This window comes from Pseudomonas sp. LB3P81, from assembly GCF_054897965.1.
This window is the reverse complement of the sequence record NZ_JBUBVG010000001.1, coordinates 4,493,707-4,509,411: the sequence shown is the minus strand read 5'-3', so window position 1 is coordinate 4,509,411 and position 15,705 is coordinate 4,493,707. Positions and strand designations below refer to the sequence as shown.

Genomic DNA, 15,705 nt, shown 5'->3' with positions numbered 1-15,705 from the left:
TCGCTTCGAAAGATTGCCTGCACGATAGTCAACAAACGCGCGGAACACTATCGGCATTCTTGGGCCGAATACCGACAGTGCTGGTGTCAGACCTTTTCGCTTTCGACCTGGACGTACAGCGAACGCCCGGCGCCGAGACCGGCGATGATTGCACCGAGGCCGATCACCCCGAAAATCCAGCCTATGGCGTTCCAGCCGCCGGTCCAGTCGTGCACGATGCCGACCGCAAACGGCCCCATCGACGCCAGGGTGTAACCGAAGCCCTGGGCCATGCTCGACAGGTTGGCCGCGACATGCGAGTCCCGCGAGCGCAGCACGATCAGGGTCAGCGCCAGACTGAACGTACCGCCCTGCCCCAGACCGAGCAGAATCGCCCAGCCCCACAAGCCTTCGATCGGTGCGTAGAGGCAACCGAACAGACCGCCGAGCGTCAACACCATGACGATGACGATCGCCAGACGCTGATCCTTGCCGCGAGTCGCCAACCACGGCGCGGCCAGTGAACTGGCCAGTTGGACAATGACCGAACCCGACAGCACCAGCCCGGCCTGGGTCGGTGTCAGCCCGCGGCCGATCAGGATCGACGGCAACCAGCCGAACACGATGTACGCCAGCGACGATTGCAGGCCCATGTACAAGGTCACTTGCCAGGCCAACGGGTCACGCAACAGACCGCGAACCCGGTAGGCAACGTGATGCGCGCCATGTTTCTGGCCGACTTGCGGCAACCAGAACATTGCCGCCACCAGCGCCGGAATCACCCAGAAGCCGAGGCCCAACGCCCAGCTCTTGTCGAAGTGTTCGCTCAACGGCACGGTCGCGCCCGCCGCCATCGCCGCGCCCAGACACAAGGCCATGGTGTAGACGCCGGTCATGGTGCCCGCGTGTTTCGCGAAGTCGCGCTTGACGATGCCCGGCAACAACACGCCGATGACACCGATGCTTGCGCCTGCCAGCACGCTGCCGGAAAACAGGCCGATTTCACCGAACGAACTGCGCAGAATGATGCCGCCAGCCAGGGTCAGAAGGATGCCCAGCACCACCCGTTCCGCGCCGAAGCGCCGCGCCAGAATCGGCGCCAGCGGCGCAAACAAACCCAGACAAAGCACCGGCAACGTGGTCAGCAAACCAGCCTGCGCCGCCGACAACCCGAGGTTTTTCGACACCTCGCTGAGCATCGGCGCCATGCTCGATAGCGCCGGACGCAAGTTCAGTGCGACCAGTATCAAGCCCAGCAACAACAGCCACGGCCGACGCAGGATCGGGCGGCTTTGCTGGACCTGTTCATCATCGGCCTCGGCGTCGATCAACAGCTCTTCGAGTTCTGCCGTGCGCTTGGCTAGAGCGTTGTGACTGGACATGGCGTTCTCGGTTTCAAGGCTCATTGATCAACTGCCTCGACAAGGCTTTGGCCCGTTCCGGGTCGCGTCGCTCGACGGCATCGAGCAGTTCGATGTGCAGGTCGAACACTTCCTGGCGGCGCGGGGTGATATTCAAGGTCTGGCGCAACTGCGCGCCGACGATGCTGGAGAAATAGCGATACAACTCACTGAGGGTGGGGTTGTGCGCGGCGTCCACCAAACGGCGGTGGAACACCAGATCGCAGGCGATGTAGGTGTCGAGATCACCGTGATAGTGACTGCCGCTGACGCCCAGTGCCTCGCGCAGCTCTTTCAAATCCTCTTCGGTACGACGCAGCGCCGCCAGACCAATGGCTTCGACTTCAAGGATGTGACGGGTTTCCCGGGCCTGTTCAAGGGAGCAGCGGGATAACGCTTTCATGGTGTCGAGCGGATCAATCACTGCCCGCAAATAGCTGCCGTCGCCCTGACGGATTTCGATCAACCCGGAAAACGCCAATACGCGCATGGCTTCGCGGACGGTATTGCGGCTGATGCCCAGTTCTGCGGACAGTTCAGGTTCTGTGGGCAAGCGTTGATCAACAGCCCAGACGCCTTCGGTGATGCGCAGGCGAAGTTGATCCAGGGCCTGATCGACCAGGGAGCGTTTAACTAATGGAGAAATGTCTGACATAAGGCTCGCCTTTTCATCCAATCATAGGATGAATTTTCTGACATGTTAGTCAGCTTAACCCGACAGGACAACTGCGAAGGTGAGGCAATTACAGAAATTGTGGCGAGGGAGCTTGCTCCCGCTTGAGTGCGCAGCGCTCAAAATAGTCAATCGCTGCCAAAACCTTGGGGCCGCTGCGCAGCCCAACGGGAGCAAGCTCCATCGCCACAGGAAGGTTTAAATTTCAGGCAAAAATAAACCCGGAACACTGTCCGGGTTTATTTCACTACCTGACTTCGATCAATGCAGGATCTGGCTCAGGAACAGTTTCGTACGCTCATTCTGCGGATTATCGAAGAAGTCGTTCGGTGCAGCCTGCTCAACGATTTCACCCTTGTCCATGAAGATCACGCGGTTGGCCACGGTGCGGGCGAAGCCCATTTCGTGGGTCACGCAGAGCATGGTCATGCCGTCTTCGGCCAGGCCGATCATGGTGTCCAGAACCTCTTTCACCATCTCCGGGTCGAGTGCCGAAGTCGGTTCGTCGAACAACATGATTTTCGGTTTCATGCACAAGGCACGGGCAATCGCCACACGCTGTTGCTGACCGCCGGACAGTTGCCCCGGGAATTTATGCGCCTGCTCCGGAATGCGTACGCGCTCCAGGTAATGCATGGCGATTTCTTCGGCCTGGCGCTTGGGCATCTTGCGCACCCACATCGGCGCCAGGGTGCAGTTCTGCAGGATGGTCAGGTGGGGGAACAGGTTGAAGTGCTGGAACACCATGCCGACTTCACGGCGGACCGATTCGATCTGCTTGAGGTCGTTGGTCAGTTCCACGCCATCGACCACGATGCGGCCCTGCTGGTGTTCTTCCAGACGGTTGAGGCAGCGGATGGTGGTGGATTTACCGGAACCCGACGGGCCGCACAGGACGATACGCTCGCCCTGTTTAACGTTCAGGTTGATGTCTTTCAACACGTGGAACTGGCCATACCACTTGTTCACGCCCTGCATCTGAATAATGCCTTCAGGGCTCACTGTCTTTTTGATTGCTTCGCTCATCACAAAACTTCCTAAATTAGGTACTGCTTTAGCGCTTGTGGCCTGTGTCCAGCTTACGTTCCAAATGCATGGAATAGCGGGACATACCAAAACAGAAAATCCAGAACACCAGGGCCGCGAACACATAGCCTTCGGTGGCCATGCCCAACCATTTCGGGTCGGCGGCGGCTTGTTTGACGCTGTTAAGCAGGTCGAACAGGCCGATGATGATCACCAGGCTCGTGTCCTTGAACAGCGCAATGAAGGTGTTGACGATGCCCGGGATCACCAGCTTCAGGGCTTGCGGCAGAATCACCAGGCCCATGCTGCGCCAGTAGCCCAGGCCCATCGCGGCGGCGGCTTCGTACTGACCTTTTGGAATCGCTTGCAGACCGCCCCGCACCACTTCGGCGACATAGGCCGACTGGAACAGGATCACGCCGATCAGCGCCCGCAGCAGCTTGTCGAAGTTCATGCCTTCAGGCAGGAACAACGGCAGCATCACCGAGGACATGAACAGCACCGTGATCAACGGCACGCCGCGCCAGAACTCGATGAAGGTCACGCAGACCACTCGAATCGCCGGCATGTTCGAACGACGGCCCAGCGCCAGCACAATCCCCAGCGGCAGAGCGCCGGCAATACCGACGGTGGCGATTACCAGGGTCAGCATCAGGCCGCCCCACTGGCTGGTCGCCACTTGGGTCAGGCCGAAAACGCCGCCATGCAACAGGCACCAGGCAATGATCGGGTACAGCACCAGGAAGCTCAGGCCATACACGGCTTTACGGTGAAAGCGCGAGATGAACAGCGGTGCCACGCCAACGACCGCCAGCCACACGGTCAGGTCCACACGCCAGCGCAGTTCCGGCGGGTAGTAGCCGTACATGAACTGGCCGATACGCTGCTGGATGAACACCCAGCAGGCGCCCTCCTTCGTGCAGTCGGCGCGGGTGGTGCCGACCCAGTTGGCGTCGATGATTGCCCATTCCAGGATCGGCGGAACCACCAGGTAAATCAGGTAGAACGCGAACAGGGTCAGCAGGGTGTTGAGCCAGCTGGAGAACATGTTCGCGCGCATCCACGCCATCGGCCCGAAGACTTTGCTCGGTGGCGGCATGTCAGGTTTGAAAGTATGAGTACTCATGCGCTTTTCCTTACCGCTCGATCAGCGCAATGCGCTTGTTGTACCAGTTCATCAGCAGGGAAATGCTGATACTGATCGCCAGGTACACGCTCATGGTGATCGCAATCACCTCGATCGCTTGCCCGGTCTGGTTCAGCACCGTACCGGCGAACAACGAAACCATTTCCGGGTAACCGATACCGGCCGCCAGCGAAGAGTTTTTCGCCAGGTTCAGGTATTGGCTGGTCAGCGGTGGAATGATCACGCGCAGGGCTTGCGGGATGATCACTTTGCGCAGGGTCGGACCGTTACGCAGGCCAAGGGAGTGCGCCGCTTCGGTCTGGCCGTGGCTGACCGACTTGATGCCCGAACGCACGATCTCGGCGATGAACGCCGCGGTGTACACAGTCAGGGCCAGGGTCAGCGCCAGCAGTTCCGGGATAAGCACCCAGCCACCGACGAAGTTGAAGCCCTTGAGTTCCGGCATTTCCCAGTGCACAGGTGCGCCGAAGATCAGCGCGCACAGTGCCGGGATCACCAGGAACAGCGCCAGGCCGGTCCAGAACTTGTGGAACGGAACACCGGTGGCTTCGAAACGCTTGTTGGCCCAGCGGGTCATCAGCACGATGGCGACGATGGCCACGACGATGCTCACCACAAACGGCCAGAAACCTTCTGCCGTCAATGCGGCCGGCATGTTCAGGCCGCGGCTGCTGACGAAGAAGGTGTCGCCGAAGTTGTGGCTATTGCGTGGCCCCGGCATGGTCAGGAACACCGCGAAGTACCAGAACAGGATTTGCAGCAGCGGCGGAATGTTGCGGAAGACTTCCACATAAACAGTCGCCAGCTTGGCGATGATCCAGTTCTTCGACAGCCGTGACACGCCGACGATGAACCCGAGGATCGTCGCCAGGATCACGCCGATGAAGGTCACCAGCAGCGTGTTGAGCAGGCCGATGACAAACACCCGGGCATAGCTGTCCGATTCGGTGTAGTCGATCAGGTGTTGAGCGATGCCGAAACCGGCACTGCGCTCCAGAAAGTCGAAACCGGAGGTAATGCCCCGGTGTTGAAGGTTGGTCTGCGTATTGTCGAACAGATACCAGCCCATCGAGACCACCGCCACAATGGTGATGATCTGAAATAGCCACGCACGCACTTTGGGATCGCTGAGGCTGAGCCTCTGCTTTGGTGCGCCGATTGAATTTTGCATGAAGTGCCCCGGATGTAATGGAACAGAACATCACCCGGCGGTTGGCCCACCGGGTGATAGAACCATCAGCGCACTGGTGGTGCGTATTGAATGCCGCCGTTGTTCCACAGGGCGTTCAGCCCGCGGTCGATTTCCAGCGGAGTGCTCTTGCCGAGGTTTTTCTCGAACACTTCGCCGTAGTTGCCGACTTGCTTGACGATCTGTACGACCCAGTCTTTCTTCACTTTCAGGTCTTTGCCGTATTCACCGTCGGTGCCCAGCAGACGAGCGACGTCCGGGTTCTTGGTGCCTTTGGCTTCAGCTTCGACGTTTTTCGAAGTGACGCCTGCTTCTTCGGCGTTGAGCATGGCGTAGCCAACCCAGCGCACGATGGCCAGCCACTCGTCGTCGCCATTACGTACGACCGGGCCCAGTGGCTCCTTGGAAATGGTTTCCGGCAGAACGACGTAGTCCTTCGGCGAAGCCAGCTTGCTGCGCTGGGCGAACAGCTGGGATTTGTCGGAAGTCAGTACGTCGCAACGACCGGATTCCAGCGACTTGGCGCTTTCGTCGGAGGTGTCGAAGGTGATCGGGGTGTACTTCAGGTTGTTGCCGCGGAAGTAGTCGGAAACGTTCAGCTCGGTGGTAGTACCGGCCTGGATGCAGATGGTTGCACCGTCCAGCTCTTTGGCACTTTTAACGCCCAGCTTGTTGTTTACCAGAAAGCCGATGCCGTCGTAGTAAGTGATGAAGCCAGGGAATTTCAGACCCATGCCCGAATCACGGGAGCTGGTCATGGTGGTGTTGCGCGACAGGATGTCAATTTCGCCAGACTGCAGCGCGGTGAAGCGCTCTTTGGCGTTCAACTGACTGAACTTGACCTTGGTTGCGTCGCCGAATACGGCAGCGGCCACAGCGCGGCAGTAATCAGCATCGATACCCACGATCTTGCCGGTGGAGTCCGGAACCGAGAAACCCGGCAGGCCATCACTGACGCCGCACTGTACAAAACCTTTCTTCTGTACTGCATCCAGGGTTGCACCCGCCTGAGCGAACCCGCTGACACCGAGCACTGCGGCTGCAGTCACGATGGCCAGGGTGGATTTCAACATCTTCATTCAAACCTCCAGTTTTGCTTTTGTTGTGTCGGAGCTTGAGTCCAGTCGCACCCTTATGAGGCGTAGTTGACCCGTGTTGGCTTTTTTTGGGGTCAACCGACGTAGGACCTGCGCTATGAGTCTAGTAGGAGAAAATCCACAACATGGACCACTCACTTCTAACCAATCCGCCGAACGGGCTGTAGCCCTTTCACGTCCGCGAAGCCCGTAGCGGCCATTGGCGAACATCCATCACCGGATTTTTTGCTATCCCACCACGAACAATGGCCTGATAGTGTTACCGACAGGCGTGGGATTTTCGTACAGGCTTTCCTATAGCAAAGCCCGTACCAGACCGCTCGCCAAAGCACTTAAGAAACAGGTCAATAGCAAAACTTGTAGCCTTGCGACATCTTCGTAACTGATCAACCTGACGCGCACTCACATCACGCACTCAATGAGAGCGCACGCACACATTTGGAGCAGCCATGACCGAGCCCTTGATTCTTCAACCCGTCAAGCCCGCAGACGCCTGCGTTATCTGGCTGCACGGCTTGGGCGCCGACCGCTATGACTTCCTGCCAGTGGCCGAAGCCCTGCAGGAAACCCTGTTGAGCACCCGCTTCGTGTTGCCGCAAGCACCGACCCGGGCGGTGACCATTAATGGCGGTTACGAGATGCCAAGCTGGTACGACATATTGGCCATGAGCCCGGCGCGCGCGATCAGCCGCGAGCAGCTTGAGGCGTCGGCAGACAGAGTCATTGAATTGATCGAAGTGCAGCGCGCCAGCGGAATAGACGCCTCGCGGATTTACCTGGCAGGTTTTTCCCAGGGCGGCGCCGTGGTGTTACACACCGCGTTTCTGAAATGGCAGGGGCCATTGGGTGGCGTACTTGCCCTCTCTACTTATGCACCGACTTTCAGTGACGAACTGCAGCTTTCCGCCAGCCAGCAACGCATTCCGGTGCTGTCGTTGCACGGTCAGTACGATGACGTGGTGCAAAACGCCATGGGTCGCACCGCCTACGAGTATTTAAAGCAGCATGGTGTCACCGTGACATGGCAGGAATACCCAATGGGTCACGAAGTGTTACCCGAGGAAATTCGCGACATCGGCGTCTGGCTCGCCGAGCGCTTGCGTTAACGGCTCAAGCGAAAAACCGCCCATTGATCCCTCCCACTACGCCGCGCCTGATTCTTGCATTACACTGGCCGGCACTTAACCAATTGATGAGATGACCGTGCTCAAAGCACTCAAGAAAATGTTCGGTAAAAGCGAGGCTGAGCAGCTCGCGCCAGCCTCCAGCGCTCCGTCTCACACCCCCAGCCACCGCACCGACGGTAATCAGCCTGGCCGGACCGCCCCCGTAGCGGCACCGAAACACGCGCCGAAGGCCCCATCGGTTACTCCCGCCGCACCGCCCATTGCCGCTGAAGCGCCGCAAACCGAAGCTCCGAAACCGGCAAAACCGCGTCGCGAGCCCAAGCCAAAAGCGCCGGTCATTCCCTGGAAACTCGAAGATTTCGTTGTCGAGCCACAGGAAGGCAAAACCCGTTTCCACGATTTCAAACTCGCCCCGGAACTGATGCACGCCATCCAGGACCTCGGCTTCCCGTATTGCACGCCGATTCAGGCTCAGGTGCTGGGCTTCACCCTCGCCGGCAAAGACGCCATCGGTCGCGCCCAGACCGGCACCGGCAAAACCGCTGCCTTCCTGATTTCGATCATCACCCAGCTGCTGCAAACCCCGCCGCCGAAAGAGCGCTATATGGGTGAGCCACGGGCGCTGATCATCGCGCCGACCCGTGAACTGGTGGTGCAGATCGCCAAGGACGCCGCCGACCTGACCAAATACACCGGCCTCAACGTCATGACGTTCGTTGGCGGCATGGACTTCGACAAGCAGCTCAAGCACCTCGAAGCGCGTCATTGCGACATCCTTGTCGCGACCCCGGGCCGCCTGCTCGATTTCAACCAGCGCGGCGACGTGCACCTGGACATGGTCGAAGTGATGGTCCTGGACGAAGCCGACCGCATGCTCGACATGGGCTTCATCCCGCAAGTACGCCAGATCATTCGCCAGACACCGCCAAAGAACGAGCGTCAGACGCTGCTGTTCTCCGCGACCTTCACCGAAGACGTGATGAACCTCGCCAAGCAATGGACCACCGACCCGTCGATCGTCGAGATCGAGTCGCAGAACGTGGCCAGCGAAAACGTCGAGCAGCACATCTACGCGGTGGCCGGTGCCGACAAATACAAACTGCTCTACAACCTGGTCAACGACAACGGTTGGGAACGGGTGATGGTCTTCGCCAACCGCAAGGATGAAGTGCGTCGCATCGAAGAACGCCTGGTGCGCGATGGCGTCAACGCCGCGCAACTGTCCGGCGACGTGCCGCAACACAAGCGCATCAAAACCCTCGAAGGCTTCCGCGAAGGCAAGATCCGCGTGTTGGTGGCTACCGACGTGGCCGGTCGCGGCATTCACATCGACGGCATCAGCCACGTGATCAACTTCACCCTGCCGGAAGTCCCGGACGACTACGTGCACCGTATCGGCCGTACCGGTCGTGCTGGCGCCGATGGTGTGTCCATCAGTTTTGCCGGGGAAGACGACTCCTACCAGCTACCGTCCATCGAGGCGCTGCTGGGTCGCAAGATCAGCTGTGAAACGCCACCGACGCACCTGCTGCGGGCGGTTGAGCGCAAGCGTCCGTAACACTAGGTCGCAATAAAGAGGCGCAGCCGGCAACGGACTGCGCTTTTTTTTCGCCCGGTTTTTTTCAACAGGAGTGTCGAAAACACACTGTAGGAGCGAGCTTGCTCCGGGCGGCGTTCCGACGATGGTCGTGAACGATAACGCGCAAAACCAGATACCCCTTGGCGCCCTAGAGTTTTTCGCGAGCGGGCTCGCTCCTACAGGATGGAATGCGGTGTAAACCTATTTCAGCAGTAAACAAGGAGCTTGCCTCACATAACAAAAAGTCCATAATAGACAAATTAGTTTACTTTCAGCTCCCGGAGCCGACCATGTCCAGCACGCCTTATGTGATCACCCAACCCCAGGCCCGCGAACTGTTGGCACAGGTCGACGTGCCGCAGATCCTGCGCAAGCTGTTCCGCGACCTGGCCACCGGGCAGGCGGTGCAACCGGCGCAGCAACTGGTGGAATTTCCCAAGGGTGCCGGCGATTTCATTAACTACCTGGGTGTGCTGGCCGAAGATGGGGTTTACGGGGTCAAGACGTCGCCCTACATCGTGCGCGAACAAGGCCCGCTGGTGACCGCGTGGACCTTGCTGATGTCGATGCAGACCGGCGAGCCGCTACTGCTGTGCGATGCCGGCGAACTGACCACCGCGCGCACCGCGGCGACCACCGCTGTCGCCGTCGACGCCCTCGCCCCGCTGAATGCAAAACGTCTGGCGATCATCGGCAGTGGCAAGGTTGCGCTGGCGCACCTGCATTACGTCAAAGGCCTGCGCGACTGGCAAGGCATCAACCTTTACTCGCCGAACCTGAGCGACCTCAGTCCTGAAGCGCTGGCACAGATCAAAAGCCTCGATCCACGCCTGACCCTTGTCGACAATCGCGACGCAGCCGTTCAGGACGCCGACGTGATCATGCTCTGCACTTCCTCCGCGGGACCTGTGATCGACCCGTCCAGCCTGAGCAAACCAGCACTGATCACCTCCATCAGCACCAACGCGCCACGGGCCCACGAAGTGCCGCCGCAGAGCCTCAATGACATGCAGGTGTTCTGCGACTATCGTCTGACCACCCCGGGATCGGCGGGCGAAATGCTGATTGCCGGTGAGCAACATGGCTGGGACAAGCGCTTGATTGTCGGCGACCTGCCCGATCTGCTGAGCGAAAAAGTCCAGCGCCCCGGTTATGACCGTCACGTGTTCTTCCGCTCCATCGGCCTGGGCCTGGAAGACATCGCGCTGGCCAATGCCATTTACCGACTACACCCCTGACACCACAACCCCTTGTAGGAGCTGTCGAGTGAAACGAGGCTGCGATCTTTTGACTTTGCTTTTAAAAGGCAAGATCAAAAGATCGCAGCCTCGTTTCACTCGACAGCTCCTACAGGGGGGCACCGACACCATTGGCATTTGCGCTCGACAGGAGACGTTCATGAGCCAGGCAGACTTCATCATCATCGGCGGCGGGATAGCCGGCGCTTCCACCGGTTTCTGGCTGTCGCAGCACGCCCGCGTGATTGTGCTCGAACGCGAATCCCATCCGGCCTATCACTCCACCGGACGTTCGGCCGCGCTATTCACCGCTGCTTATGGAACACCGCAAGTCCGGGCGCTGACCCAGGCCAGCCGCGATTTCTTCGACGCCCCTCCCGCCGGTTTCTGCGAACACCCGCTGCTGACCCCGCGCGGCGAGATGACCGTGGATTTCACCGGCGATCCAGTCGAGCTGAACAATCAATACCTCAGCGCCAAAGCCACGGTGCCCGAGATGCAACGGCTAAGCGCCGACGAAGCCTGCACGCGCCTGCCTATCCTGCGCCGGGAAAAAGTCCACGGCGCGATCTACGACCCGACCGCCAGCGACATCGACACCGACGCCTTGCACCAGGGTTACCTGCGCGGCATCCGGCGCAATAAAGGTGAAGTGCACACCGACAGCGAAGTCCTGAGCCTGACCCGCGATGCCGAAGGCCTGTGGCAGGTTCAAACCAACGGCCAGACCTTCAGCGCCCCGGTCATCATCAACGCCGCCGGTGCCTGGGCCGACAAGATCGGCGAACTGGCCGGCGCCCGACCGCTGGGCCTGCAACCGAAGCGCCGCGCGGCGTTCATCTTTGCCGGGCCCGAGGGCGTGGACATCCACCATTGGCCGATGCTGGTCAGCCTCGACGAGTCGTTCTACATGAAGCCCGACGCCGGCATGTTCCTCGGCTCACCGGCCAACGCCGACCCGGTGGAACCGCACGACGTGCAGCCCGAAGAACTGGACATCGCCATGGGCATCTACCAAATCGAAGAAGCCACCACCCTCACCATCCGCCGTCCGACCCGCACCTGGGCCGGCCTGCGCAGCTTCGTGTCCGATGGCGATTTGCTGTCCGGTTTCGATCTGCAGGTGCCCGGCTTGTTCTGGGTGGCAGCGCAAGGCGGTTACGGCATCCAGACCTCGCCCGCCATGGGCCAGGCCAGCGCCGCACTGGTGCGCGGCGAAGCCTTGCCCGAGCAACTCACGCGTTTCGGTCTGGATGCCGGGATGCTCTCCCCCGCTCGCCTGGGCTGATCCGCGTTCTCAGGTGACGTGCCAACACGATTGCGGCAAACTTCCAGCGCCCTTTTTGCAGGGCGCTGACGCTGCCTGGAGCTCCACTGAATGAACGCACCTGTAAAAGACCCGGCCCTGGACAACTTCCGAGCGATTGCCGATGCCATCGCCACGTTGTTCTTCCCCCACGCCGAGGTGGTGCTGCACGATCTGCGCACACAGACGGTCGACTACATCGCCAACAACCTGTCGAAACGGGAAGTGGGTGACGACTCCGCGCTGGAGGACATGCTCAGCGATGACATCAGCGAACGAAACATCGGTCCGTACGAAAAACTCAATTGGGATGGTCAGAAGATTCGCAGCCTGAGCAGCGTCCTGCGCGACAGCGACGGTCATCCACTGGCCGTGCTGTGCATCAATCTGAATATTTCGCTGTTCGAAAATGCCAAGGCAGCACTGGACCTGTTCCTGTCGCCGAGCAAGCTGATTCCGCAACCCGATTCACTGTTTCGCGATGACTGGCAGGAGCGCATCAACACCTTCCTCCACGGCTGGCTGCGCGAACGTCAACTGAGCCTGAACCTGCTGACCCGCGACCACAAACGCGAACTGGTGCTGGCCCTGCACGCCGAAGGCGCCTTCAAGGGCAAAAGCGCCTCCAACTATGTGGCGAACGTGCTGAACATGGGACGGGCGACGGTGTACAAGCATTTGAAGGAATTGAAGGGCTGAGGGACGCTGAATTATTTTGTGGCGAGGGAGCTTGCGCCCGCTGGGTCGCGAAGCGGCCCCAAAGATGGGACTGCTGCGCCCGAGCGCGGACCGGTCCGCGGGAGCAAGCTCCCTCGCCACAGATCACCCGGCTGTAGCGATTATTCCAATGCCGAAGCCGGGCCGAAGAACTCGTAACGACTTTGCTTCTCCGGCACACCCAATGCTTTCAGGTGACGCTTCACCGCCGCCATGAAGCCTTTTGGCCCCAGGAAGTAGGCATCCAGATCGCGTTGCTGCGGCAACCACTCGCCCAGTTGCTCCTGACTCAACAACCCGACCTTGTGCGCCGCCGGGCTCACGCCGTCATCTTCGTTGTAGCAATAGAAGCGCTTGAGTTGCGGGTGACGCTCGGCCAATCCATCAATCCAGTCACGGAAGGCGTGAACGCTGCCGTTGCGTGCGCAGTGGATGAAGTGCACCGGCCGTTTGGTTTTCAACGCTGCTTCGAGCATGGCCAGGGTCGGGGTGATACCGACGCCGCCACTGATCAGCACCAACGGTTTGTCGCTGTCGGTCAGGATGAACTCACCCGATGGCGGGAACAGCTGAATACTGGCGCCGACATGCAGTTGATCGTGCAGATGGTTTGAGGCACGACCGCCCGCCTCACGTTTGACACTGATGCGGTACTGGCCTTTGTTCGCCAGGGCCGACAGCGAATAGTTACGACGAATCTCTTCACCATCGAGGATCAGTTTCATACCGATGTACTGGCCGGGTTCGGCGGCAAGGATCGGGCCTTTGTCAGCCGGCTCGAAGTAGAACGAAATGATTTCCGCGCTTTCCTCGACCTTGGCCGCGACGATGAATTCCCGCGCCCCGCGCCAGCCGCCTGGTGCCTGCTCTTTCTGGTCGTAGATGCTGGTTTCGGCACCGATCAGGATCTCGGCCAATTGACCGTAGGCTGCACCCCAGGCGTTCATCACTTCCGGCGTGGCGATCTCGTCACCCAGCACCTCGGAAATCGCCCGCAACAGGCAGGTGCCGACAATCGGGTAGTGTTCCGGGAGGATTTGCAGGGCCACGTGCTTGTTGATGATCTTGGCCACCAGGTCGCCCAACTGGTCGAGCTGGTCGATGTGGCGCGCATACATCAACACGCCGTTCGCCAGGGCGCGGGGTTGATCGCCGCTCGCCTGGTGAGCCTGGTTGAACAGCGGGCGGACCTCCGGGTATTCGGAGAGCATCATGCGGTAGAAATGCGTGATCAATGCTTCGCCTCCGCTTTCCAGCAACGGCACGGTGGATTTGACGATTGCACGATCTTGAACGCTAAGCATAAGGTGACTCCTAGTTTTCTAACTGGTCGCCCTATCCTTATCAGTTTCCATGCCATTTATTTAATTGTTTAAAATCAACAAGTTAAAAACATTATAGTCATAACGACACAGCCTGACTTATAGTCATCTCGACTACATGGAGTCACTATGACTGCAAAATCCCTGCTCACAACGTTGCTTCCCCTGGTCTCGGACCTGTCCCGCGAACTCCCCGAAGGCGAGCGCTATCGGCGCCTGCTCGAAGCCATGCGTGCCCTGCTCCCCTGCGACGCCGCCGCACTGTTGCGCCTCGATGGTGAATGGCTGGTGCCGCTGGCTGTGGACGGGTTGAGCACCGACACCCTCGGCCGACGCTTCAAGGTCAGCGAACACCCGCGCTTCGAAGCGCTGCTCAGCAGTCCCGGCCCGACCCGTTTTGCCGCCGACAGCGACCTGCCCGACCCTTACGACGGGCTGGTCGATGGTCTCCATGAACATCTTGAAGTCCATGACTGCATAGGCTGCCCGCTGTTTGTCGACGAGCGCCCGTGGGGCTTGCTGACCCTCGATGCGCTCGACCCGGAGCGCTTCGAACCGATCGAACTGGACGCCCTGCAAGCCTTCGCCAGCCTCGCCGCCGCCACGGTCAATGCCGCCGAGCGCATCGAACGGCTGGCCAATCGTGTCGAAGACGAACATCAGCGCGCCGAGGTTTACCGTCAGGCCAGCGGTCAGCAGAACCGCGAGATGATCGGCCAGAGCAAGGCCCACAAACGGCTGGTGGAAGAAATCAGCCTGGTGGGCGGCAGCGACCTGACCGTGTTGATCACCGGGGAAACCGGGGTCGGCAAGGAACTGGTGGCCCAGGCGATTCACGCCGCCTCGCCCCGGGCCGACAAGCCGATCATCAGCCTCAACTGCGCCGCGCTGCCGGACACGCTGGTGGAAAGCGAACTGTTCGGCCATGTGCGCGGCGCCTTTACCGGAGCGACCAGCGATCGCCGTGGCAAGTTCGAACTGGCCAATGGCGGCACGCTGTTTCTCGATGAAGTCGGCGAGCTGTCGCTGACCGTGCAGGCCAAATTGCTGCGCGTGCTGCAAAGCGGTCAGCTGCAGCGGCTGGGTTCGGACAAGGAACATCAGGTCGACGTGCGACTCATCGCAGCGACCAATCGCGACCTCGCCGAAGAAGTGCGCAGTGGCCGTTACCGTGCCGATTTCTATCACCGTTTAAGCGTTTACCCGCTGCTGGTGCCGGCCCTGCGGGATCGCGGGCGGGATGTGCTGCTGCTCAGCGGTTTCTTCCTGGAGCAGAACCGCTCACGCATGGGCCTCAACAGCCTGCGCCTGAACAGCGATGCCCAGGCCGCGTTGCTCGCGTATGACTGGCCGGGTAACGTGCGAGAGCTGGAGCACTTGATTGGTCGCAGCGCGTTGAAAGCGCTGGGTAACTGCAAGGAACGGCCGAAGATTCTAAGCTTGAGTGCGGCGGATCTGGACTTGCCCAATGGCGGCGTAGAAGTGGTGGCCGAACAACCGGCTGCGGCTCCTGTGGCGTTGGTGTCGGGGGATTTGCGTGAGGCGACAGAAAGTTACCAACGGCAATTGATCAGCGCTTGCCTGGAGCGACACCATAACAACTGGGCTAGCGCGGCGCGGGAGCTGGGGCTGGATCGGGCGAATCTTGGGCGGATGGCCAAGCGATTGGGTTTGAAGTAGTACCCCTTGTGGCGAGGGAGCTTGCTCCCGCCGGCCGATCCGCGCTCGGGCGAAGCAGTCGAAAAATGGTAATGCCTGATAGAGGGAGGTGCCAGATTTGGGAGCGCTTCGCACTCCAGCGGGAGCAAGCTCCCTCGCCACAGGGGCTCACTGTTTGACCGCCGAAAGGTATTTGGCCTAAAGCCTGACCCCAACAAGTCGATAACCCGGCATCGATAGCTTTTG

13 protein-coding genes are annotated in these 15,705 nt (G+C 60.1%); 6 read left to right on the top strand and 7 right to left on the bottom strand.

Annotated elements, in window-relative coordinates; all coding sequences use genetic code 11:
* Positions 1-86: 86 nt before the first annotated feature.
* From ACYZTL_RS20910 to ACYZTL_RS20885, 6 genes are all read right to left on the bottom strand, one after another.
* A complete protein-coding gene (locus tag ACYZTL_RS20910) occupies positions 87-1,385 on the bottom strand; it encodes a CynX/NimT family MFS transporter (RefSeq protein WP_461953340.1) in 1,299 nt (432 codons plus the stop codon).
* Positions 1,375-2,034, bottom strand: a complete 660-nt coding sequence (locus ACYZTL_RS20905; RefSeq protein ID WP_461953339.1) for a FadR/GntR family transcriptional regulator — start codon at positions 2,032-2,034, stop codon at positions 1,375-1,377. The genes ACYZTL_RS20910 and ACYZTL_RS20905 overlap by 11 nt, the downstream gene beginning before the upstream one ends.
* Positions 2,035-2,313: 279 nt before the next feature.
* Positions 2,314-3,078, bottom strand: coding sequence for an amino acid ABC transporter ATP-binding protein (locus tag ACYZTL_RS20900; protein ID WP_461953338.1), 765 nt, complete (start codon positions 3,076-3,078; stop codon positions 2,314-2,316).
* 28 nt (positions 3,079-3,106) lie between these two features.
* Positions 3,107-4,204: an amino acid ABC transporter permease gene (locus ACYZTL_RS20895; protein WP_461953337.1), complete on the bottom strand. Its 1,098-nt coding sequence runs from the start codon at positions 4,202-4,204 to the stop codon at positions 3,107-3,109.
* A 10-nt stretch (positions 4,205-4,214) separates the two neighbouring features.
* Positions 4,215-5,396, bottom strand: a complete 1,182-nt coding sequence (locus ACYZTL_RS20890) for an amino acid ABC transporter permease (protein ID WP_461953336.1) — start codon at positions 5,394-5,396, stop codon at positions 4,215-4,217.
* Between the two features lie 65 nt (positions 5,397-5,461).
* Positions 5,462-6,493, bottom strand: a complete 1,032-nt coding sequence (locus tag ACYZTL_RS20885) for an amino acid ABC transporter substrate-binding protein (protein ID WP_461953335.1) — start codon at positions 6,491-6,493, stop codon at positions 5,462-5,464.
* A gap of 467 nt (positions 6,494-6,960) precedes the next feature.
* Between ACYZTL_RS20885 and ACYZTL_RS20880 the strand changes: the two genes are divergently transcribed.
* The 5 genes from ACYZTL_RS20880 to ACYZTL_RS20860 all read left to right on the top strand — a co-directional run bounded on the left by ACYZTL_RS20880 (position 6,961) and on the right by ACYZTL_RS20860 (position 12,460).
* Complete coding sequence (locus tag ACYZTL_RS20880; RefSeq protein ID WP_461953334.1) at positions 6,961-7,617, top strand: alpha/beta hydrolase; 657 nt, start codon at positions 6,961-6,963, stop codon at positions 7,615-7,617.
* A 91-nt stretch (positions 7,618-7,708) separates the two neighbouring features.
* The gene (gene rhlB / locus ACYZTL_RS20875; RefSeq protein ID WP_461953333.1) at positions 7,709-9,196 is read left to right on the top strand and encodes an ATP-dependent RNA helicase RhlB; all 1,488 of its coding nucleotides are present in this window, start codon (positions 7,709-7,711) and stop codon (positions 9,194-9,196) included.
* A gap of 311 nt (positions 9,197-9,507) precedes the next feature.
* The gene (locus ACYZTL_RS20870) at positions 9,508-10,455 is read left to right on the top strand and encodes an ornithine cyclodeaminase family protein (RefSeq protein WP_461953332.1); all 948 of its coding nucleotides are present in this window, start codon (positions 9,508-9,510) and stop codon (positions 10,453-10,455) included.
* 160 nt (positions 10,456-10,615) lie between these two features.
* A complete protein-coding gene (locus tag ACYZTL_RS20865) occupies positions 10,616-11,743 on the top strand; it encodes an NAD(P)/FAD-dependent oxidoreductase (protein ID WP_461953331.1) in 1,128 nt (375 codons plus the stop codon).
* A 90-nt stretch (positions 11,744-11,833) separates the two neighbouring features.
* Positions 11,834-12,460: a helix-turn-helix transcriptional regulator gene (locus tag ACYZTL_RS20860; RefSeq protein WP_461953330.1), complete on the top strand. Its 627-nt coding sequence runs from the start codon at positions 11,834-11,836 to the stop codon at positions 12,458-12,460.
* Positions 12,461-12,600: 140 nt separating this feature from the next.
* On the opposite strand, the gene hmpA is transcribed toward ACYZTL_RS20860, so the two are convergent.
* Positions 12,601-13,782: an NO-inducible flavohemoprotein gene (gene hmpA, locus ACYZTL_RS20855; RefSeq protein ID WP_461953329.1), complete on the bottom strand. Its 1,182-nt coding sequence runs from the start codon at positions 13,780-13,782 to the stop codon at positions 12,601-12,603.
* A gap of 147 nt (positions 13,783-13,929) precedes the next feature.
* Here hmpA and norR point away from each other — a divergent pair, with 147 nt between their 5' ends.
* Positions 13,930-15,480, top strand: a complete 1,551-nt coding sequence (gene norR / locus ACYZTL_RS20850; RefSeq protein ID WP_461953328.1) for a nitric oxide reductase transcriptional regulator NorR — start codon at positions 13,930-13,932, stop codon at positions 15,478-15,480.
* Positions 15,481-15,705 lie beyond the last annotated feature (225 nt).